This window comes from Paenibacillus sp. QJM3NY_38, from assembly GCF_056173265.1.
The window spans coordinates 318,831-341,092 of sequence record NZ_CM149665.1 but is presented as its reverse complement, the minus strand read 5'-3'; the positions used below and the strand labels follow the sequence as shown (position 1 = coordinate 341,092).

The 22,262-nt window shown below is 44.5% G+C and carries 17 protein-coding genes, 1 other RNA gene and 3 pseudogenes; 5 read left to right on the top strand and 16 right to left on the bottom strand.

Annotation, left to right across the window (positions count from 1 at the left end):
• Nucleotides 1–237: 237 nt before the first annotated feature.
• Nucleotides 238–2,300 (bottom strand): annotated as a pseudogene (locus tag AC0VZ8_RS01610) (pectate lyase family protein).
• Nucleotides 2,301–2,518: 218 nt separating this feature from the next.
• Here AC0VZ8_RS01610 and AC0VZ8_RS01605 point away from each other — a divergent pair.
• Together AC0VZ8_RS01605 and AC0VZ8_RS01600 are read left to right on the top strand one after the other, a co-directional pair.
• Complete coding sequence (locus AC0VZ8_RS01605; RefSeq protein WP_475485832.1) at nucleotides 2,519–2,800, top strand: hypothetical protein; 282 nt, start codon at nucleotides 2,519–2,521, stop codon at nucleotides 2,798–2,800.
• Between the two features lie 332 nt (nucleotides 2,801–3,132).
• Nucleotides 3,133–3,234 carry a helix-turn-helix domain-containing protein gene (locus AC0VZ8_RS01600; protein ID WP_475485831.1) on the top strand — a complete coding sequence of 34 codons (102 nt, stop codon included), beginning with the start codon at nucleotides 3,133–3,135 and terminating at the stop codon, nucleotides 3,232–3,234.
• A gap of 343 nt (nucleotides 3,235–3,577) precedes the next feature.
• Here the strand turns inward: AC0VZ8_RS01600 and AC0VZ8_RS01595 are convergent, their stop codons facing one another.
• The gene (locus AC0VZ8_RS01595) at nucleotides 3,578–4,372 is read right to left on the bottom strand and encodes a sensor domain-containing protein (RefSeq protein ID WP_475485830.1); all 795 of its coding nucleotides are present in this window, start codon (nucleotides 4,370–4,372) and stop codon (nucleotides 3,578–3,580) included.
• A gap of 269 nt (nucleotides 4,373–4,641) precedes the next feature.
• Between AC0VZ8_RS01595 and AC0VZ8_RS01590 the strand changes: the two genes are divergently transcribed.
• On the top strand, nucleotides 4,642–4,992 hold the full coding sequence (locus AC0VZ8_RS01590; RefSeq protein WP_260066876.1) for a hypothetical protein: 351 nt from the start codon (nucleotides 4,642–4,644) through the stop codon (nucleotides 4,990–4,992).
• A 310-nt stretch (nucleotides 4,993–5,302) separates the two neighbouring features.
• On the opposite strand, the gene AC0VZ8_RS01585 is transcribed toward AC0VZ8_RS01590, so the two are convergent.
• From AC0VZ8_RS01585 to AC0VZ8_RS01575, 3 genes are all read right to left on the bottom strand, one after another.
• Nucleotides 5,303–5,764: an HNH endonuclease gene (locus AC0VZ8_RS01585; protein WP_475485829.1), complete on the bottom strand. Its 462-nt coding sequence runs from the start codon at nucleotides 5,762–5,764 to the stop codon at nucleotides 5,303–5,305.
• A 112-nt stretch (nucleotides 5,765–5,876) separates the two neighbouring features.
• Entirely contained in the window at nucleotides 5,877–6,443 is a 567-nt protein-coding gene (locus AC0VZ8_RS01580; protein WP_475485828.1) for a hypothetical protein, read from the bottom strand.
• Nucleotides 6,444–6,680: 237 nt separating this feature from the next.
• On the bottom strand, nucleotides 6,681–6,947 hold the full coding sequence (locus AC0VZ8_RS01575) for a DUF6809 family protein (RefSeq protein ID WP_475485827.1): 267 nt from the start codon (nucleotides 6,945–6,947) through the stop codon (nucleotides 6,681–6,683).
• Nucleotides 6,948–7,394: 447 nt separating this feature from the next.
• Between AC0VZ8_RS01575 and AC0VZ8_RS01570 the strand changes: the two genes are divergently transcribed.
• Nucleotides 7,395–8,261, top strand: a complete 867-nt coding sequence (locus AC0VZ8_RS01570) for an Abi family protein (protein ID WP_475485826.1) — start codon at nucleotides 7,395–7,397, stop codon at nucleotides 8,259–8,261.
• A 1,252-nt stretch (nucleotides 8,262–9,513) separates the two neighbouring features.
• Here AC0VZ8_RS01570 and AC0VZ8_RS01565 read toward each other — a convergent pair.
• Complete coding sequence (locus tag AC0VZ8_RS01565) at nucleotides 9,514–10,455, bottom strand: ParB/RepB/Spo0J family partition protein (protein WP_475485825.1); 942 nt, start codon at nucleotides 10,453–10,455, stop codon at nucleotides 9,514–9,516.
• Between the two features lies 1 nt (nucleotide 10,456).
• Nucleotides 10,457–12,127: a ParB N-terminal domain-containing protein gene (locus tag AC0VZ8_RS01560; protein ID WP_475485824.1), complete on the bottom strand. Its 1,671-nt coding sequence runs from the start codon at nucleotides 12,125–12,127 to the stop codon at nucleotides 10,457–10,459.
• A 670-nt stretch (nucleotides 12,128–12,797) separates the two neighbouring features.
• Between AC0VZ8_RS01560 and AC0VZ8_RS01555 the strand changes: the two genes are divergently transcribed.
• Nucleotides 12,798–13,100 carry a hypothetical protein gene (locus AC0VZ8_RS01555; RefSeq protein ID WP_475485823.1) on the top strand — a complete coding sequence of 101 codons (303 nt, stop codon included), beginning with the start codon at nucleotides 12,798–12,800 and terminating at the stop codon, nucleotides 13,098–13,100.
• Between the two features lie 36 nt (nucleotides 13,101–13,136).
• Here the strand turns inward: AC0VZ8_RS01555 and AC0VZ8_RS01550 are convergent.
• The 9 genes and pseudogenes from AC0VZ8_RS01550 to AC0VZ8_RS01510 all read right to left on the bottom strand — a co-directional run.
• Nucleotides 13,137–13,767, bottom strand: a pseudogene (locus AC0VZ8_RS01550) (IS3 family transposase); the annotation flags it as partial.
• Nucleotides 13,745–14,349: pseudogene (locus AC0VZ8_RS01545) on the bottom strand (IS256 family transposase); the annotation flags it as partial. The pseudogenes AC0VZ8_RS01550 and AC0VZ8_RS01545, both read right to left, overlap by 23 nt.
• A gap of 376 nt (nucleotides 14,350–14,725) precedes the next feature.
• Nucleotides 14,726–15,090, bottom strand: a transfer-messenger RNA (tmRNA) gene (ssrA, locus tag AC0VZ8_RS01540).
• A gap of 338 nt (nucleotides 15,091–15,428) precedes the next feature.
• On the bottom strand, nucleotides 15,429–15,908 hold the full coding sequence (gene smpB, locus AC0VZ8_RS01535; RefSeq protein ID WP_071219562.1) for an SsrA-binding protein SmpB: 480 nt from the start codon (nucleotides 15,906–15,908) through the stop codon (nucleotides 15,429–15,431).
• 148 nt (nucleotides 15,909–16,056) lie between these two features.
• Complete coding sequence (rnr, locus tag AC0VZ8_RS01530) at nucleotides 16,057–18,702, bottom strand: ribonuclease R (RefSeq protein WP_475487625.1); 2,646 nt, start codon at nucleotides 18,700–18,702, stop codon at nucleotides 16,057–16,059.
• Nucleotides 18,703–18,897: 195 nt separating this feature from the next.
• Nucleotides 18,898–19,128, bottom strand: a complete 231-nt coding sequence (secG, locus tag AC0VZ8_RS01525; protein WP_009593367.1) for a preprotein translocase subunit SecG — start codon at nucleotides 19,126–19,128, stop codon at nucleotides 18,898–18,900.
• Nucleotides 19,129–19,316: 188 nt separating this feature from the next.
• The gene (locus AC0VZ8_RS01520) at nucleotides 19,317–19,835 is read right to left on the bottom strand and encodes a hypothetical protein (RefSeq protein WP_475485822.1); all 519 of its coding nucleotides are present in this window, start codon (nucleotides 19,833–19,835) and stop codon (nucleotides 19,317–19,319) included.
• Nucleotides 19,836–19,951: 116 nt separating this feature from the next.
• Nucleotides 19,952–20,401 (bottom strand): PaaI family thioesterase, encoded by a 450-nt coding sequence (locus AC0VZ8_RS01515; RefSeq protein ID WP_475485821.1) that lies wholly within the window; start codon nucleotides 20,399–20,401, stop codon nucleotides 19,952–19,954.
• A 98-nt stretch (nucleotides 20,402–20,499) separates the two neighbouring features.
• Nucleotides 20,500–22,176 (bottom strand): long-chain-fatty-acid--CoA ligase, encoded by a 1,677-nt coding sequence (locus AC0VZ8_RS01510; RefSeq protein ID WP_475485820.1) that lies wholly within the window; start codon nucleotides 22,174–22,176, stop codon nucleotides 20,500–20,502.
• Nucleotides 22,177–22,262: the final 86 nt, after the last annotated feature.

Sequence of the window (22,262 nt, the reverse complement as noted above, 5' to 3'; positions counted from 1 at the left end):
ACGGGTACGACTCATCGATTTCACTCCATCTGTACGACATAATACTTTAACCTATAGTATTAATATAAAACAAAAACACCATCCTCATGCGGATGATGTTCATCATGGTAAAGGCGAGGGGAGTCGAACCCCTGCCCGAAGATAACATCAACAGATAAAATATAAAAAGCGACCGAAATCACGGTCGCTTTTTATATTCGTATGAGAGACGCGCGGGAGCACAAACCCTGCCCTGCTCTACTCCAACTCCATATAAAAGAGATTCGTCGTATGATCTTTTGTAATCGTATGCGCTCCTGGAGCAAGTGGCACACTGACCATACCATTCGTCATGGGATAACTCGTTCCATCAATCTTGATCTTGGTTCCGTCTGCCGAATTAAACACTAATGTTAATGTAGCGGTTTCCGTAGAGGTAAAGGTAATGCGGGTTGAACTCTCGATTTTCAAACATTGGGTTAGCGTTAAGCCGTTATACGCCGCAGTTCCCTTGGTTGTGGAGAGATTCCCTACAATATTGAAGAAATCGCTTGCCAATCCGGATGTTGTAAAGTTGTGAACTTGTTCTCCGGTGGACGGCTCTGGTTCTGGTTCTGGTTCCGGCTCCGCCCGGTTGAATTCCCGCCTACGGATACAAGCCCACTGGTGTAGCTGCTTATTTTAGCCATTAGAGCTGTATTGAGGGCATAGGATGTGTCGTCAACGGCATCATTGAATTCCCAGGTGAAATCCCCGTTATTCAGGCGTCCGGCTTGTGAGGTGACAATCTGTTCTACATCGCTCACGTTATCAATGTCGGCGCTATTCACTCCCGTATCGACGGTTGTATCGAAGTTATTATAAGCCGTTCCTCCCACGAATGCTTTGTATGAGCTTGGTACGGTTTCAATTCTTGACGAAGCCAAGTATGCATCGAATGAGGTTGCATTTGCCGGAGCTGTTCCGGTATTGGAATTTGCATAAATCAGGCTGTCCGCATCTACGATCCTATTGTTATAAGCCTTAATCACGCCTCCGTCTTCGCCCGAAAAGGTCCCTTCCCCTAAAGCATCGGTACCTTGCAAGGAGCTCAACATCGGGTATTTGGCATGTCTAAAGTAATTGGATTCCACGAAGGCTGAAGCTCCCGTTGTCACACCGACCCCATATTTTGAGACTCCGTCATAGAAATTATTATAGATGTGAACCGATGCCAATCGGATTCGCGGATGGCGGGAGTCCGAGTGATCAAACCAGTTATGGTGGAAGGTGACAAAGAATTCCTCCGATTCACTCAAACCGACCAAAGCCGCTTTTCCCGAATCCCAGTAGTGATTGTAGGAGATTGTAATATAGGTCGATCCTTTTTTCAGATCCGTTGAACCATCGCCCTTGGCCTGGTCGGCATCTCCTCCTGCGGTTCCATAAAATAGATCGTTATTATGCACCCACACGTTGACGTTTCCTGTATCCATGGAAATTCCATCATCAGGAAACAACATGAGCCCGAGGTTTCTTACTTCTACATTCCCTACGTATCTAAGGAGCAATCCCCACCCATAAGCATAAGCGTCGTCTCCGATCCCTTCGATCGTCATATTCATTTCCGAATCATCGTTTTTGCCTTTTACTTGAAGGTAACCGCTGCTATTCAGTTGTCCGCTCATGTCGTCATCGGTAACTTTTCCAATAAATCGGATCGCAAGAGGGGTTGTATCATAGCCTTTTTGTCTTAGCGTCAAAATCTCGCCGATCCCCACGCCCGTTTGAACCCCGCCTGAGCTGTTGATTTTCACATCAAGGGTTACGGTTCGCGCCGTCTCGGAGGTCACATAAATAACTTGTGCACCATCTTTAAGCGTACCGTCATCATTGTAGGCACCCGAGCCTGTCCCGTATGGCGAGTCTGAGGAAAAAGCAAATCCGGATCGATCATGCGGCGCTACGGATAGGTTATTCGAAACGGCACTTACCGTTGAACCGTCACTCAGCCTGGCTTCAACCTTCATGACATAATTTCCGGCAGCTAGGCCTACGGCATCCGCTCTCCAATAAGAAGGGTATTGTCGGATCAGCTCATTATCCATTGGTTGATAGCTGGAATCCGGCGCATTGGCGTGTTTCACGTAGACATTGTATCCCTCCGCATTACTCACGGGTGACCATTCTATATACGCCGTTTCATTCCAGCCCCCGCCGCCGATAATCGAAAGACCGGCAGCATGGACCATTGTCTTATTCACCCATCCTCCCGCTATGAGAGCTAGCGCCAGAGAAAACAACAACACCATGCCGGTTACCTTTGCAACGTTGTTCTTCATTTCATCTCCTCCTTTTTTTACTTGCACTTTTGTAATCGCTTGCAATAAATTGGAACTTTCTTATCACCCCCCTCGCTTATGGACCATGTCTGTCAGAACCAATGTCCTTATTTAAAATCTACAAATTTTGGAATTTCACCCACAGCATATCAGCTGCGAAAGCAGTTCCGAAACAATCATTTTGTTATAACCTGCGCATTCCGCGATATTCTGAGTTAATGATTATAAGTCAGGGAAATGACACTTCCTCTTGGACAACATCCATCCGGGATGGTCTTGAACGGCTGAAAGCTGCAGATACAAGACGTAGATTGGGCTATATTTCAGGCTTGTCGTCCGGACGCAAACAAAAAAGCGACCGGTTAAGGTCGCTTTGGAGAGAGCTTCTAAAGCTCTCTATGGGCTGGCTGCATCGCATAGATTTTATGGAGGCGAACCGTGTAGCTTGGCAGGATGTACGGCATGCCGCATTAAAGCTTACCCGTTATGTAACGGCGTAAGCTTTTTGTATTACTCTGTTATTCAGTTCGGCAGCGATTAATAGCGTACAGATTCTCTCATTATGATACCGCCATCCAGCATTGTTGAAGTCCATCGATTCGCGTTATTTGAGGACACTGGTTCCGCTATTTCCTTATTTTCACCGATTTCGCAGTAATAAGCGGACAAGAGATCCGCTATTGCGGGATTTATCGTGGATTAATCCGTGATTATGATACAATAGCGGATCCTCTGTCCGCGTAAACTCCATAATGGCCGATTCCCGTAAAATAACGGATCCTCTGTCCTCATGATCTTCTTAATGGGCGAATTTTAGCAAATAGCAGGGCGTTTGTCCTATCAACTGGGCTTCTCGGACAGCAAATATTTTTCCAAGGTATTCAAGAAAATTACGGGAAGGCCGCCAAGCCAAAGCGTCGAGTCCGAAATATAGAAAGGTACCACTCCGATCTATGGACCTATGGAGCACCCCTTTTTGCTTAAACCGAACACCGTGATCACCTGAGCACAAACGATGGGTAAAGAAACATTTATTCCATTCAACATAAATAGGCAAATGAACCTTCAACCGACGGGTTCATTTGCCTTTTCAAAAATGAAGAAAACCCGCTGTAGTGAGCGGGTTCTGTGTATGGAGGCGAACCACGGCTGTGTAAAACCACTATACACCGCCGAGTATTCCATTCGTTACCTTTCATACTTGTCTATCCAATTCGATTGTTGAAGCAATGTAGACGATACGGACCAAGTAGTAGATTTTCAAAAATAGATAGCTTCTAAAGCTCTCTATGGGCTGGCTGCATCATCCCTTGACTAGGGTGATCATCTGAGTACTCGTAATATTGCGGCTGAACGGGCGCATGGATTTGTGCTTCCATCGGCGGCACTGACGGCTGCTGAAAGGGCTCATCCACATACATGATTCTACGCTGAATTTGCATGAGCCCATTCACGATGCGCAGCGCGACCCAGAACAGGATAAGGCCAACGCCTACGTACAGCAGGTATTGCTGATTATAGGTCCAATCTATATGAAAATAACTAAACAAGCTATTCTCCAAAATATCAAGCTGCAGTTCATTCATCAAAATGATATGCACGACCGGAAGAGCAATCAACCCGAGTCCCAGTGAAATCACCGTTACCATAATAACAAAGAATACGATGCCAGTAACAAATCTTAGTAATACGAGCAGCAGGTTTCGAATAAATAGCGCTCCGTCAAAACCGCTCACCATTCGCTTCAACCAGTTCTCCCCAGCTTCAGATTGTTGATTGTAGGGATACGATACAGAAGGAGTAGGTAAACCTAAAATTTGTCTAATCATGCTTTGTTCAAAATTCACAATCCCATTCAACAGCTTGGCTACTCCAAAAAACAGCGGTATTCCGATAAATATTGGAGTCAAACCGATGGATAGTGCAAGTCCCGTTATCGCTACTGTAAAATAAATAATCCCTAACGGGAGAGATAGCAAGAAATAGAGCATTGTTGCATAGGTTTTCGGATTAAAAAGCACCCAATTCACCTTGCCTGCCCGCGCCATTCCAGTCGCTTCTGTTGCCTTCATATTCAAACACCCCTTATAGCTTCATACGTCACGCTCCGAGTTATAAATCCATTATATCCGCCTTATTAGGCTGACATAACCGTCTTAGGGGGTATCTGAACCTAGACTTTAGACTAGGGACTGACCTGGCTCTGATGAACTTATTGAAGTAAAGTTCACGCAATGGGCCTCCATGTATTTCCTTTTATTATTCCAGAATCTGTGTTTTATTAAATATAGAATTAAGCTATCCTATTCACGTTTACTACCTAACTGAAGGAGATCTCTACATGAAACAGTCATTAAGTATCATCCCAGACCAATGGAAAAGAACTGGGATTGTCACGATCGGCGGCCTACTTATAGGAGCAGGATTTGCCGATTGCCTGATTGCCATGAATTCAATCGATTTAAATCAAATCGCTAGAGGGTTAACGATCTTTAGTGCAGGTCTGACCATCTTAGTCGTCATGGATAACTCTAAAACACAAAAGGAGACCGAGAAACTCCAAAAAGAAACACAACTTCGAATGGAAAGAATAGAAGATAAGCTGAACGCCCTCCATCAATCCCAACAAATAACGAATTCACAATTTCTTGAAATCAGAGAACTGATACATCAATCTAATTCGGAGATCTAATACTCAATGCTTTGTTCAGATATAAAAGTAAAAACCCCGCTCAATGAGCGGGGTTTATGTATGGAGGCGAGGAGAGTCGAACCCCTGTCCGAAGATAACGACAACACAAGCTCCTTTTCATAACGCAAATAATTGGACTGCTTTTACAGCACTGGTTGTACCTGCGCTTTAATGGCCTGCACTTCAAGATGGATGCAAGAAATCCGAACATTTTACAGTGGATATGGTTAACCATCAATTCGATCGTCAACAAACGGCTCGATCATCGAAGCTCACTACACCACGATTCCCAAATCATAAATCTAAGCCTTTACTCAAGTGTCCCTTTTTTCATTTGATGATTTCTGTATCTGTATTTAGCTATAAAGATACGCCAGCAAAGCTTCATAAGATTTGGAACAGAGTGTGCGTTTTCTTTGAGATAGGACAATGCAGAACGGTTTCCTCGTTTCGTATTGCATTCGCTGCATGAAGCGATCAGGTTTTGTGGAAGATCCGAGCCGCCTTTGCTTGAGGGGATAATATGGTCCACTGTCGTGGCGTGTCGTCCGCACCACAAACAAGTGTGATGATCTCGTTTCAGTGCAGCTTTTCGATAGTCCCGAAATAAGAACGGATTATAAAGCAATTGGATCGTCTGCTCATCAATCCAAACAGCTCGAGATCGCTCAACTTCCCGCCAAGCCCGATGGGGTAAACATGGTGTTAGTTGTTGACCATCCATATTGAGTACCGTTATCAATGGTTCCTCTCCATCATGACTATGATTCATCGATTTCACTCCATCTGTACGACATATTCTAACCTATAGTATTAATATAAAACAAAAACACCATCCTCATGCGGATGGTGTTCATTATGATGGAACCGAGGGGAGTCGAACGTTAAAAGAGAAAACTGTAACTAATAAATTGAAATTGGTGATGATTACCTCCGCTTGTAACCGGGATATCGCTCTTTATAGTTTTTTTCAGAAGGTAATGGCTCAAAGCTCTATCCAGATCTACATAATGTAGTTTTGCAAATTGCTTTGCCAAAAAAGCTTCCTTGTTCTCCTGCTCATCCTCACTTTTCGCATGTTTTGAAATCGCGCGCCAATAGTCCAGAATTTGACGTCCTTCAGCGTTTTGGGTACTACTACTTCTAACTTGAATACGCTCCCCATCGTATGTACGAATACTCCCATTGTTGAAACACACCCGAATCTTTGGACCGAAATCCAGAACCCGTCTTACATTATAAAAAGGATACTCATCGTAAAAAACAGCCATATCCTCCGTTATGTCTTGAACGGTCGGAGTCAGTAAGTGTATATCATTGAGTTGATAGGGATAAGCCTTGGAAGAACCTTTATATATAATCCTTACTATCGGAGGATCTATTTTATATGAGGATACATCCTGTGTCTTGTCATCACCTTTAACGATGATCATAAATCTCTCTTGGTTCATAGCAGCCTCTTTTGTATGTATAGTCGATGTTATATACAGAAATTTCTATAAACTGGGTGAATGTTCCTGCCGCGTGGAAGAATTTAGAGCGAAGATACCTTATTGGGAGCTGTATGCGTGTGAAATTCGTATTTTGCGGTGTCCGAAGTAGGGGCTGATAGTCAATATTTTACGGTATAAAAAAAGACACGTGGTACGTGTCTATACGGCAGTTCTATGAGTGTTCTTACTATCACACTATTCAGAGTATACCTCGATGATCATCGTCGCTCCCAGTCTGAAGCCATCAGTAAAAGAAGCCGCCATTTCCAGCCCTTGGACTTGTCGATACAAATCTAATAACTCCTCAAGCACATGAAAATCATCGTCGGAAAGCCTCTTCTTCCAGGCATCCATAGACTCGGATATTTGCCGGCTCAATTGTCGATACTGAGGGTCGTTGGAAGCAACACTCTCTACAGGATTCAAATCTCCGTAATATAAGGATTCCAGGAAGCTTGGCATGGGATTCTCCCTTCTTTGTGCTTAAGGCTTTTGAATGATAAAGTTAGCGTACCATAAGGTAAATTACTATGTGGTACGTTTATGCGTATATCCGGAGTCTTTAAGCGGAGAACACAAAACCAAATAAAGGACGGTTGGCAGCCCATCCCCAGCACAACATTTGAGTGACGATTTCCCTCCAAGAGTTAAAGCAAAGAAGTATTTCTCACCGGCACCAACCTTAGGTGTTTACACAAAGTCGTGAGATAGACCGTTTACCTAAAAAAAGGTGGGTCTATTTTTTACTGCACTGTTTTATAATTTCCCTACAGAATGTCTATTTTTTTCAACGCTTTGTTGACTAAAGTGTACACAAGTAGTAATATTATGGTAACAGATCTCGCCCCGCCAATCAGTTTAAATTGATTGGTGCTTAGGGCGAGCCAATTTTTTATTAGGGGCTTTTTTATGACTTCATCAGTTGGAATAAAGCCGGCTCTTACACATCAAGAAATGATTTCTCTTTTTAAAGATCGTGGAATGATCATTGAAGATGAGGAAAAAGCGATCGAGGTATTAACAAGAGTTAGCTATTATCGCTTCACCGGATACGATCTGACTTTTAAAAAAGATAATAAATATGCTGAAGGTACGACCTTCGAAAAAATCCATCGCCACTACGAGTTCGATAAATCACTTAGATTGATGTTGATGGAACTAATCGAATACATCGAAATCTCTATTAGAACACAGCTAACCTACATGATTGCTCATGACTATCCGGATTTGGGGTACAGAGATCCAAACAACTTTGTGAACGAAGAAAAACACCAGCGATTACTGGAGATTTTGGATAATGAATTAAACAAATCAAATGAGTTGTTTGTAAAGCACCATCGCGAAAATCGGAATGGGATTTTTCCAGTTTGGGTAGCTTTAGAGATGGCTACATTCTCTAACCTTGTGGAGCTTTACAAAAATTTAAAAACTGATGATCAGATCAAGTTATCCAGTCAGTACAATTTACACAATACAGTACTTAAAAATTGGCTTATCATTTTAAAAATACTAAGAAATCGTTGCGCACATCACAGCAGACTATTTAATAGTTTGATTATTACAAAGCCAAAAATACTCCGTACAGATAAACACTTAGACTTACAAGAACACCATCTATACACACAAATTTTTAATATGAAGTACCTTATAAAGGACCATACCCTTTGGAATTCCTGGGTCACGCGTCTAGAGGCATTGATTGAACAGTATGATGATGTCGATATTAATAGAATGGGTTTCAAAGAGAAATGGTCAACCTTACTAAAAACAGTTTAAGGCTCCAATATTCGGGGCTTTTTCTTTTGCCTATAAGTACAATATGGGAGGTTTACCATGAGCATCTTTATACATCCAGATTAGTACAAATCGGCAATCTGAGGAAGGCTCCTATTTGGAAGCATAGCACGACATTCTAATAGGGCTGCTAAAGAAGAAAGGCATGGAGGCCGTAACTAAACCGGCTAAGTCGTAGGTCTGGTTATCGCTTCCCTAATGTTAAAACAAAGTCGGGTGAGCGCATGCTTACGAAGGAAGCTGAAACGAGCAACCAGCGCCGCTAGAACTGGAATGATTGCGCTTGAAGATGGAAGTTTTGGCCAGATGCCTATGCGACGCTGATTGATGAAGAAGAAGCGTGGATGAAATAAGTTCATGCTCATTCCAGGATGAGGACGATCGGTACATAAACGAATTGGTTATCGAGCAGAAATTCACGGATCGTTGCTGTCAAAGTCTCACACCCTCTCATATAATAATTCCTACAACACAGTGGTTATCTTTATTATTAAAATTATAGATATGTTTTCGACGACATTTGTTACATAGGAAAAAATGAATTGACGATCATATTGACCCGTATCCCTACTACAACTTATTCCAATAAACAAGGAGGATCTTTTAATGAGCACAAACCAACCAGACAAAAAATTAATCAACACGGCAGAAAAACTGGATGAGACAACCGTGAACAGCCAGGAGTCCCACGGAGGATGCTCCTTTTAAAAAGATTGCAAATCCGCGGCATGATATAAATTTGACTGTAGGATTAACGCAAGCTTCCGGCTCGGATAACCACCATATAAACAGATAATTTAAAACTCGAATCCAAACCGCGCCCCCCGTCTCATAGTTGATCGCAACAGCTTGGATTCTTCATGCTTCCCTTAGGTCTGCACTTTACACGATCTCCCACGTCAAAGCCAGTTGTACTGCAGCGCTTGGTGGGAGCAATCATCGAGTCATCCTCAAACAGCAGGTGGTCGATTTCATCTTCTTCCATTGTCGCTTTAGTCGCGGACAAAGGAATCGTTTCGAAAATGAGCCTGAGTTTCTTTATCCGCTTTTGATAATGTATAGGTTGTTTTAATGAAGCGGAATTCATCATTTGAGCATCGCACTTATTCCACGCACACTCATCGTATGTTCTAATTCAATATTATTCATGGCTCTTGCCACATTTGGATTCTCATACTACCTCAATACCCATTAGGCTTTAAGTTTGGCGTGATGTGAATTTGTTAATTACATTTTATATAGATGAATTATCGTTTATATAAGCTTGCACATGTGCTTTCAATTTTAATATTCGACTATTGTAGTCATTTAATATGCTCTGCATCCTTTTTCGCTCTTCTACATTCCCTGGAGGGTCTAATCTTTTAATAATATCATTTACGTAGTTGATTTCATTAACATACGCTTTCATTTTGGTCTTTCCACTATATCTCTTTTTGTATCCATCTATTTCAAGTAATGCCTCTGACAACTTCTTATTAGGATCCAATAAAAAGTTCTTAATTTGCCCATTGCTGGCATTATGAATAAATGAATCATTTTTAAGATCCAGTATCCCTACTAAATTTTTTTCAATCTTAGCTAACATTGTTGTTCTTATCAACTCTAATGTATAATGTTCTACTATCTCCGGTTTTGTTCTGGATAAGGTATCTAACCATTTGATTAGATACGATAATATGGAGATGGAGTATCTATCATTCTTTAAGTTTTCTTGAATCTCAGAGTGTGGGTAGTAGCTAAATATCTTTACTCTCAAAGAGACAAAGGAGCAACTTTTGTTCATTTTACGGGCAAGCTTTCTAAACGAACATTTTTCCCAATATATCCACATATCATAAGTATGTTTAGCCCATTCATAAACACTCCAATCTGATTTCCCCCCTTGTACAGAACCAAGTCTTTCTTGTTCTTCCTCTTTAGTTTTAGGAGCTTCCACCAGATATATGGGTATCTTCTTATAGGATAATTTTTTGGCTGCGTACCATCTTCGATGGCCCGATAAAATGACGTATTGATCACCTTTTTGATAGCAAGTAATAGGTACTTCCCACCCTTTTTCTTTTAATACCCGCTGTATTTCATCTGTCTTAATCGAATTATTGGTTCGTGGATTTAGTGGATTAGGGATAACTTGCTTTATATCTGCCATAATAAAATCGGGGAACCCCCTCATATTATAATCCCCCTTTTAACTCAAGGTTTTTTATAGTGATTTCTCCCAATATCTTATCCAACTCGCTCATTATTTGCTGAGCTTCTTTTAGATCGTTCCATTCCATCTTTTTTAAGGCCTCTACTGATTCGTCTAACAGTTGATATATTTTACTGTCATTACGTTCTTTTTTCGCTTTTTCTATAGTCAGTTCAATTTCTGATTGTCGCAATGTTTTAGTTGTATCCGAAAGAAATGAAAATATCTCTTCAGGGCTAGCATTGCATACAAAATCTCTGTCGTTGGCGATACGGCTATTAAAACACTTATTTTCGTATTTCGTTAACATCTGTGTTCTGATGAACTCTTCAGTTATTGATTTCACAAAATCCGGTTGATATTTTTCTAAACGCTTGATCCATGTGAGGATATAATCCAGCATCGAAATCGAATACATTCCATTCGTTAACTTGTCCTCTATCTCAACACGTTGGTAATATTTATAAACACGAATTTTAGCTGCGATCTTTGATTTGGGAACGCCTATTTTTTTTGCGAATTCGGTATAAGTTATCCCTCCAGCATAGATCCAACGGTCATAAATATTCCTTGCTGATTCATATGGGGTCCAATCGACCTGAATACTTTGCAAAGACCCTAGCCGGTCCTTCTCCTCTGCTTTACTTGCTGGAGGATCTACAATAAATACAGGTATCTTTTTAAATCCCAATTGTTTTGAGGCATACCATCTGCGATGACCGGCCAATAAGATATAATAGTCCCCCCTCTTATAACACGTCACCGGTTCCTCCCATCCTTTTGACGTTAATGTTTCTTGCAATTGTTCTGTTTTGACTGCGAGATTCTTTCTTGGATTACTGGGACTGGAACTAATTAACTCGACCTTCACCCATTCAAAGTTCTTCTTCTCACCATCCTGCAACTTCTGGCCACCCTCTTCCAACGTTGAAATTTGCATCAGTAAGTCCTCGTTTCTATCCAAGATTGTCTGGTTATCGAATCCGCATTTTTTTAGTATCTCATCCATAATTTCTTTCAATTCAATAGCACGCATATCGCAATGCTCGATTATATTTTCTCTGCTATATCCGTTAATTAGCATCAACGATATTTTTTGCTCTATTTCGGAAAATCCGCTTTGACTTTCGATCAGAAATAGCTCGTCCTCATTTCCCTCAGCCGCCACTTTATCAATGACTTGTTGCTCATCATGTTGTTCTTGGTTTGTAGTGGCTGGTTCATACAAATAAACCATACGGCGAATTGATATAAAATGCAGTGCATTTACAGCCATGCTATAGGAGCAACCTAGTACTTGGGATATGTGGTAAGGCGACTGCCCTAGGAGATCCCTTCTTTTTATCTCTAGTAATAGACTGTTTATTTTTTTGCTTGGTCGTATGTAATTAAAATGTTGTATCGTAAAGTCTATCATTCTACCCTTTACGAATTTATAGGCGTAACGCCAGAAAAACTCCTTACCTTTATTAAAATCATATTTTGGATATGCCTCAATAAGCCCTAAATAACCTTGTTGTATCAGGTCTTCTAAGAGCCATTTATCATATAACATTCTAACATTCACAAATTTATTTACTGTTCTTTTTACGTTGTTAGCATATCTTTCTATGACGTCTTCAATTGTTGTTTCCATGGATTGAGGTTGATACAAAATGCTGCCCTCCTCTCATGTAAGCATCTTTATTACAATTATAATTTAATATATCGTCAGAAATCTCTCATTCGCCAAAGGTTCCAAACATTCAACAACGATGTACCTATTCTGACAAGATCCCTTTCAGCTAGATCCAGGGGTATGTGTTGGCCCTCATCCTGGTCTATGTGCGATAAGCGATAGCATCCGAGGTGTTATTAAGCTTAAGCATTGTAAAAATTAATACCATACATAGTCAAAATTAAAGTCTATTATTTTCAGGAAAAGGTAACGCTTGGTTGATCAGATAGTTGTAAATTAACTACGCAAAGTATTCTCTGAAGAAGGTGATCTCACCAAGAACCTAACCTTTTCTTTATCAGAGGACACCATACAAAAAATTGAGGGAAATAGTAAAAGTAATAAATTGCTAGAGGAGAAGTATGGTCTTTCAGGGTTGCCTACTACGAAACCAGATATTCTATCCTATGCTATTGAAACCTACTGCGAGGGTTACTTTGCCGGTTTATACAATCTGAACTCGAATTTCATGTAGGAAAAATCATTAAAGCCAACACAATAAAAGACAAAAGCTCTCCGCTATATGCAAATACTTTAATTGTTGCATCTAGAATTGAGGGTTTTAACGAAGTCTTTTTAAAAAATCATGAGTGGGTACGAGGTTAGAGTGGCTTCCTGGAGATTAGAAAATCTCAAATACTTAGGCGTTTATGAGGCAAACCTGTTTCAAATTACACATTATGCTCCCATAGAAAGCTTTCAAGTACTCAATAATAAAAAGTATAAATTCATGTTAGGAAAACTAATTGAACTAGCTCAACCAATAGAATTATCAGAGCACGATTACACAGGTTTACAACAAACTTTATATACAACTTTAGAACATTTAGAAAAATCTAATATTTATATGAGTTGTCGCACTGGTAGCATAAATAGTTTTCAGAGAGATAGCAAAAATCCACAACCTTAAATGAAGTGACCCCATAAAGTTAGACATATTATTTTATTAGGCAACTTGTTGGGCATGAGTTCGGTACTGCACCGGACTCATGCCTTTTAGTTTTGCTTTAATTCGCTTGTGATTGTAATAATTGATATATGTAGAGAGCTCTTGTTTAAACTGCTCAATACTTTCAAATTCATTTAAATATAGAGTTCTCTATGACGGCGTTGTCGTAACAGTTACCTTTACGGGACATGCTTTGCTTGACACCGCGTTCTTTGAGGGCATGACGATACTGTTTCATCTGGTAGTGCCAGCCTTGATCGGAATGAATTAAAAGAGTATCTTCATCTGTTAGTCGATGGAATGCTTGATTTAACATCGTTGAAACAAGGGAATAGACTGGTCTTGAGCCGATTGTATACGTGATGATCTCCCCATTATAAAGATCTAACATGGGAGATAAATATAGTTTTTCTCCAAGCAATTTAAATTCGGTTATATCCGTAACCCACTTCTCATTTGGCTTCTCAGCATGAAAGTCTCGCTCTAAAATGTTGGGTGCAATCTTACCAATCAAACCTTTATATGAATGATATTTCTTCATGCGTACCAGGCTCTTTAATCCCAATACTTTCATCAAACGATGCACCTTCTTATGATTCACATGGTGACCTCGATTCACCAATTCGTCTCGCTAATACCTCTTTTGAGCCATCTTCACGAATACCAACAGCAAGATAGATGGCTTCTTTGGAGACTGTTTCACGTTTCACAGCAACATATGTGGCATCGATGTACACACAAACATAATGCTTAGCTAGCGTTTAGTGAAGGCATCGACGTGTTCAATCATCGTTTTTGTCATGTTGGATACGGTCTGCGGAGTGTAGTGATGGCCATACATTTTCTCAATAAGGTCAGCAATCTCCGTCATCGTAACACCTTTCTGAAACATGTGAATGACGAAGGATTCCAGCGTGTCATTGGATCGTTTGTACGGAGCAACGGTTTGCTGTTTAAACTCTCCATTGCGATCTCTAGGAACGGTGATCTTTAGATCTCCGTATTCGGTGTGTAGCGTGCGTGTATAGCCACCGTTTCGAGAGTTTCCTGAGTTCACACCAATACGGTCATACTTTTCGTAATCTAAGAACGCAGTTAATTCTGTTTCAAGCAGGTGATTCATAGCTGACTCTAGGTGCTCGCGGAATACTTCTGTCACATCCTGCTTCGTAACTAGAGCTTGGACCAAATCTGTAGTAAAATGACTCATGGGAAGACCTCTTTCTTGGGAGTTGGTTGTGGTGACTTAATTCTACAAGAAAGGTCTTCCTGTTTCTATTTATCTATTTACACAAAATATTTTACGCTCTCGTTGAAAACACTTAAAAACATTAGAGTTTTTTATCAAAAAGAGCCTGAGTTATTCAGGCTCCTTTTGATTATTGTTATTGTATAGATATTGCGATTTTGTATAGGTCCGGTATTCCTAACATTTCCTACAGCTGCAGAAACTGGATAGGAAAACATATCGTCTGCAGGGAAAGGAGATAATAACTCCTAAAGTTTCTCTTTATTTGGAAGCCTCTACAATTCGTCTGCATTTTTACTTTTAAAAAGTAAAAACCCGCTCAATGAGCGGGTTTTATGTATGGAGGCGAGGGGAGTCGAACCCCTGTCCGAAGATAACGACAACACAAGCTTCTACGGGTGTAGTGACAGATTTGATGTCACCCTAGGAACTCCCTGTCACCGGATTCCCTTCAGGTCAGCCTGATTATCTTCTTCAGCTAGCCCCAGGCGGAGACTAGACAGCGTATCCCACTAAAGTTGAGCCCTCATCCCGGTACATGGGCGATACAGAGCGAGAGCACGCTCACAGGTTATTAAGCTGCGAAAGCGTAGTTGTTTTGTTGTTTGCCGTTTAATTGGCTTTAGCGTTGATGAAGTGGACGCGTCCCCACTACCCGCTACTCATGCCCGAACTATCCCCGTCGAATCCAAAAACGCCCCCTTAAGTTGGAGAAATGCCGGTGCTTCGCACCTTGGCGTTCCTGCCAAAAAGGGCTATCGGATTAAATCAAAGAATGTATTCAGTCATAGCAGTCCATCTATTGCGCATTCTTTCCCTCCAAGAAAGGAATACGCAGGCTGTATGCTGATTGTCAAAGATCTTGTTGATCTCTCTTACATCACTTAGTATATCACATTTTACATCAAAATGATATATACATTGCAGGTAACACAGCTAAAAGCTGCCATCGGGCAAGCTGCTCCATCATTTCTAGGCAAATATCTCATACGGAGATCAAACTTAGCTTTCATCACCAATATGATAATTACCCATTACCATCACCTTGCAATCTTCTGCTTCTCGCGCAGCGCACGCTGGATATCGCGTTGTGCATCCTTCTTAGCGGCATCGGCACGCTTGTCGTACTGACGCTTACCTTTACCGAGGCCCAGCAATAACTTGGCATAGCCGTTACGAACGTAGATCTTCAGCGGTACGATCGCGTAACCGTCCTGCTTGGACAGGCCCAGCAGCTTGCGGATCTGCTCCTTGTGCAGCAGCAGCTTCCGTGTCCGCGTAGGATCCGTTGGGTTGTTGCGGTTTCCTTGCTCGAACGGGCTGATATGCATGTTATGGATATGAATCTCGCCATTCCGAATGGTAGCGAATGCATCTCCGATATTGACGCGGCCGTTCCGTATGGATTTGATCTCCGTTCCGGTCAACACCATCCCGGCTTCATACGTATCCTCGATGAAATAATCATGGGAAGCTTTTTTGTTCTGGGCCAGAACCTTCCCGTCACTTTTCTTACCCATGGTCTCACCCCTTGATCAACAATGATAATGGAAAAAGGACTTCCGGCAGACCGCCAATGCAATCTCACCAGAAGTCCATTGTATCAAACGTCAGCCTCCAAAAGCAAGGTGGGGCAAGCGCCTCCAGCGATAGATCAGGAGGAGAATGTTACTTTTTCTTCTTGCGGACAAAAGCGGCCGTGCCGTTTCCGCCCTTGCTCTTCCGTTTGCGGCCACCGCCGCCGCCGGAGTTGCCACCAGCATTGCCGCCTGGTGTTGGACCTTCGCCGATGAAAATGCCGCTGCCCGCCGTCTTCTTGCGTCGACCCTTGCCGCCGGCACCACCGGAGCGCGCGTTGCGGTCAAATCCCAGGGCGCCGCCGCTGGCGGAGCTGTATCCGCCTTTGCCGGAGCCAAAGGCGAAATTCGACGCCTGCTGCTCGCCAGCTCCAGCAGCTGCTTCACCGCCACCGCGCGCACCACGCCCGCTCGGCGGGGCATCGCCGCGGCCACCCTGGCCGCCGGCGCTGTCCTTGCGGCGCCCGCCTGGCGCGCCGCCTTCGGCCGCGCCGCGCTTACCGCCGCGGCCCTTACCCCCGCGGGCTGCGCCATCGCGGGCACCGAACCCGCGGCCGCCATTGCCGCCGCGTTCGCCTTCGCCGCGCCCTTGGCGGCGCGGCTTCATGTCCACCATCTCAAAATCGATGGTGTGATCGTCCATGTTCACCTTCGCCACGCGAACCTTCACATCATCACCGATGCGGTATACCTTCGAGGTCCGCTCCCCGATCAGCGCCATATGGCCCTCATCGAAATGATAATAATCGTCGGTCATCGCGCTGAGGCGAATTAAGCCTTCGACCGTGTTCTCCAGCTCGATAAACATCCCGAAGCTGGTCACACTGCTGATAATGCCTTCGAACTCTTCGCCGACCTTATCCAGCATGAACTCGGCTTTCTTGAGTGCTTCCGTATCGCGCTCCGCGTCCACGGCCACACGCTCGCGCTCCGAGGATTGCTGAGCGATGTCAGCCATCCGGCCCGCCAGCACCTCATGACGCTTCTCATCCAGCGCACCGCCGTTCTCCAGCACCTCCCGAATGACCCGATGAATGACCAGATCGGGATAACGCCGAATCGGAGACGTGAAGTGGGAGTAATATTCCGCTGCAAGGCCGAAGTGGCCCGTGCTCTCCGCGTCATATTTCGCCTGCTTCATCGAACGGAGCATCATGGTGCTGAGCACCGTTTGCTCCTTCGTGCCTTGAATGGCTTCCAGCAGGTTTTGCAGCGCACGCGGATGGATCGAGTTGCCCCGTCCCTTCACCTGATGCCCGAAATTGGCCGCGAACGCCATAAAGTTCTGCAGCTTCTCCTGATCCGGGTCCTCATGGATCCGGTAGATGAACGGTACCTTCAGCCAGTGGAAATGCTCAGCCACGGTTTCGTTGGCCGCCAACATGAATTCTTCAATGATCTGCTCCGCGATGGAACGTTCTCTTTTAACGATATCCACGGGCTTGCCGTTCTCATCCACGATGACTTTGGATTCCACAAAATCAAAATCCACCGCACCCCGGCGCATCCGGCGGTTCCGCAGCTTCAGCGCCAGCTCGCGCATCAAGCGGAAATCCTCAACGAGGTCACTATAACGCTCGATCAGCTCCGGATCCTCATCCACCAGGATTTTTCTCACATTGTTATACGTCATCCGTTCTTTCGTACGAATAACACTCGTGAAAATATCGTGCTTCACGACTTTCATCTGCTCGTTGAATTCCATCTCACAGGACATCGTCAGACGATCCACCTGCGGATTCAAACTGCAAATCCCGTTGGACAGGCGGTGCGGCAGCATCGGAATAACCCGATCCACCAAATACACACTGCAGCCGCGATTGTAAGCTTCCTTATCCAGCTCGGAGCGGTCACGGACGTAATAACTGACATCGGCAATATGAACGCCCAGACGGTAATTCCCGTTCGGCAGACGTTCCACATTCACCGCATCATCCAGATCCTTGGCATCTTCGCCGTCAATCGTCACAATGTTTAAACCGCGCAAGTCACGGCGTCCCTGCTGCACAATCTCTTCTTCCGTAATGGCATCGGGCGCTGCATCCGCCTCGGCCAGGACTTCCTCGGGAAACCCTTCCGGCAGCTGATGCTTTCGGATAATGGACAGGATATCGACGCCCGGATCGTCCTTGTGACCCAGAATCTCCACCACTTCGCCCTCTGCCGCCGCTCTTCCTTCCGGATAGCTGACCAGCTTCACCACGACCTTCACGCCATCAACGGCTCCGTTAATCGCATGCTTCGGAATAAAAATATCCCGGTTGATCCGCTTGTCATCCGGCAGCACAAAGCCATAGGCTTCATGGTTCTGGAATACACCCACGACCTGGGTGACGGCGCGCGTCACGATACGGACCACTTCGCCTTCCATTTTGCCGCCGTCGCTGCTTTGGGAACTGATCCGGATAAGCACGATATCTCCATTCATCGCACTCTTTAAGTCATTGGCATGAATGTACACATCCGGGTGCTCGCGATCATCGGGAATCAGAAAGGCAAAACCCTTCGCATGAGCCTGCAGTCGTCCGCGCAGCAAATTCATCCGTTCCGGCACGCCATATCGCTGGGTGCTGGTCAGAATGATTTTTCCGGATTGCTCAAGCTCATTCAGCAGCTTCAAGAATTCCCTGAATTCATGGGCATCCTTAATGGCAAAATGCTGCTCCAATTCCTGGTACGTCATCGGCTTGTATGCAGTTTCCCGCATAAAATTCAGTAATATTTCTTCAGTTATCATCATTATCACCTCGGGGAACCTGCAATTTCATCGTTCCGCTATCCATTCTTTACCTTCATATACTCATACCCTAGTATACACGAATTTAATCCTCGGTATCCTTCCGAACACCGTCTTAACCTATGTATTCCGAAATTCAGGCAATAAAAAACCCCCGCTCTTCCAAGAGTGAAAAAGCGAGGGTAACGTTAATTGTTATTTCAACATAGCAACAACGATGGCCAAAATCATAAATCCTGCTGCAAGACCTACCGTTGTACGCTGCAGTACGAGATCCATACCGCGAGCCTTTGTTTTACCAAAAAGATGTTCCGCACCGCCGGAGATGGCACCGGCAAGACCTGCACTTTTCCCTTTTTGGAGAAGAACGACAGTAATCAACCCGATGGAGAAAATAACAAGCAACACTTCAAAAAATACAACCATGACTTCCACCTCCTACGTATGTAAACATCTAAATTTATGATCTGAAGAGACATTCTAGATTCTACATGAAAAACAGCATTTTTATTGTACCACAGCTTTATCGACCTGACAAGGATTAGGGGTGAATCACCCCAACCCTCGGTTATAAGTCACGGCACCTATAATCAATCAGTGCGCATTCCGGATCGTTAGAACAATTTTTCGTCTGACAGAACCTTACCGGCCTGATCCTTAGCTTGAATTGACAGGCTTAGTGGAGGATCTTCCCAGATATAATACCATAAAGCAAAATCGCCTTCTCTTACATAATTACCTTTTTGCCCATTTACCTCTATTGTTGTTATTTGATGGTTCGTAATTGTCCCGTAAACAACGCTAAATTGTTTGGACTCAGCAACTTCATATGTAAAACCTTTATTTGAAGCAATCGGTATACCTCCTACTATGTGCGTTTTCATTTTTCTATTGTTCTCTAATACACCTAATCCAAGTCCAGGGTAAGTGTTATATACTGTATTTATATAAAAGGCATACATATTATTGTTTTTCATGTCATAATGAACCAATTCTTTAAACGTATTATCTTGAATAGTAAGCTGTTCAACAATCTTTGTTTCGATAGATTTGCTGTCGTAAATAATGAATGGAAGAAAGATACCGAACACGAATAATAAGGTCAATAATGAGATGATTAATTTTATTCTCAAAGTGATTCACCTTTTTCTTCTGTATTCCCTTTGAAGTAGCTGCAGCTCACCCAAAAATAAATGGCCTGCCCCTCCAGCGTTGGCAGACCACCTGTTTCATAGCAGCCAAGGCTGCTTTATTTCACTCGGAAGGATCCTGTGCTGATTGCCACAAGCTCGCCCTTCTCGTTCGCAATTCGGCATTCTGTTGTGACCGAACGGTGCGTCTGATGCACGATGCTTGCCGTTACGGTAAGGAGACCCGCTCTGGCCGGCATGACAAAATGCACGTTCAGATTGCTCGTCACCGTTGATTCGCCGGGGCGCTCCAGCATGACGGCAATGCCCATCGCGTTATCCATCAATGAGGAGAGTACGCCGCCATGCACGATGCCCATCATATTCATATGATGTGGCTGGGCATCCAGCGTCACAACAACCGCCTCCGAGCTGGCAGACGCAAGCTTGCAGCCGAGATATCCCCAGAAGGTGGGCTCCGCCGCTCGGGTCATGGCCTCAATGTACGCCTCCCGGTCGAATTCCGGCTGCCCGGCCTTCGTATCCGGATTGACATTGGTATGATTCATCAGGCCGCCTCCTTTTTTCTTCTGACGTCGTTAGTACTGTATCCATTCCAGCGGGATAACATGAATCACTTAACGTGCCTACTCCACTATTCTGCGCTTCAGCCCGTTCTGCCTTCCTCTTCCTCCTCCAGCAGCTTGCGGCGCAGCACCTTGCCTACCATCGTCTTCGGCAGCGAATCGCGGAACACGTATTCGCGTGGCACCTTATAGGCGGCCAGCTGACTGCGGCAAAACTTCTCAAGGCCCGAAGGGTCCGGAGACGCGCCATCCTTCAGCACGATATAAGCTCTAACGGTTTCGCCGCGATAATCGTCCTTCGTTCCGACAACAACGGCTTCCTTGACGGAAGGATGCTCATACAGCACTTCCTCGATCTCCCGAGGGTAAATATTGAAACCGCTTGCAATGATCATATCCTTCTTGCGGTCGATGATCGTAAAATACCCCTCTTCGTCCATCGTTGCCATATCGCCTGTGAACAGCCAGCCGTTGCGAAGCGTGTCGAACGTCTCCTCCGGCCGGTTCCAGTATCCCATCATCACCTGCGGTCCTTTTACAATCAGCTCGCCAGGCTCCCCGATGGGCATTTCTTCGCCCGTGTCGGGATCGACTACCTTAGCATCCGTATCCGGAACAGGTACGCCGATGGTGCCGATTTTGCGCCTTCCCCAGATTGGATTCACATGAGTAACCGGGGAAGCTTCAGTCAGGCCATAGCCTTCGATCAGTCGGCCCTTAGTCAGCTCCTCGAACTTATCCTGCACCTCAACCGGAAGCCCGGCAGAGCCGCTGACGCAAGCATTAATCGAAGAGAGGTCATATTCCCTGATCTTGGGATGATTAATCAGTGCGATATACATGGTCGGTGCGCCCGGGAAGAGCGTCGGCTTCATTTTTTTGATCAGGTTCAGGATCATCGTCACTTCGAATTTCGGTACCAATATCAGCATGCCGGCACGGTAGATGGCCTGGTTCAGCAGCACGGTCAGTCCGAACACGTGAAAACAGGGCAAAACCGCTAAATAGCGCTCCTTCCCATCCTCCACCTGAAAGCACCAGTTCGCGGACTGCAAGGTGTTGGCGATCAGATTCATATGCGTCAGCATGACGCCTTTGGGAACGCCGGTCGTGCCGCCTGTGTACTGGAGCAGGGCCAGATCCCTCTCCGCCTTCACGGGTTCGCAGATCGGGTCATTCGGTGAGCTCGCAAGCAGCTTTTTGAAGGCATGGACGCGGCTCCCGTAATTGACTACCGGAAGAGGGCCCTCCTTCTTGGCTTTGATCGGGTAGAGGAGATTCTTGGGGAATGGCAGATAATCCGCCACGGACGTGACGATCATATGCTCCAGTTCCGTCTCCTCGATGACTTTTTCAACGCGGGACACAAACATATCCATGGTAATGATGATCTTGGCACCGGAATCCTTCATCTGATGCGCAATTTCCCGCTCCATATAGAGCGGGTTGGTCATGACGGCAACGGCTCCGGCCAGCAGCACGCCATAATACGAGATCACCACCTGCGGGCAATTGGGCAGCATGATCGCTACCCGGTCGCCCTTCTTAATTCCTTTGCTGCGGAGTGCGTTCGCCATACGATAGGACGACTCCAGCAGACTTCTATAGTTGATCGTCTTGCCCATGAAATACATGGCCGGCCGATTCGGAAACTTCTGTGCCGACGTCACGAGAAATGATGCCAAATTCTGTTTCGGATAATCAAAAGCGGGGGCTACTTCGGGCGGATAAAACGGCAGCCAAGGCTTTGTATCCATACAAAACCAACCCTTTCCTAAGGAATGCTCCTTCTTTCCTACTCCAAGAAAAATCTCTCTCTTTTGCGGTTACTTACGCATCTTAT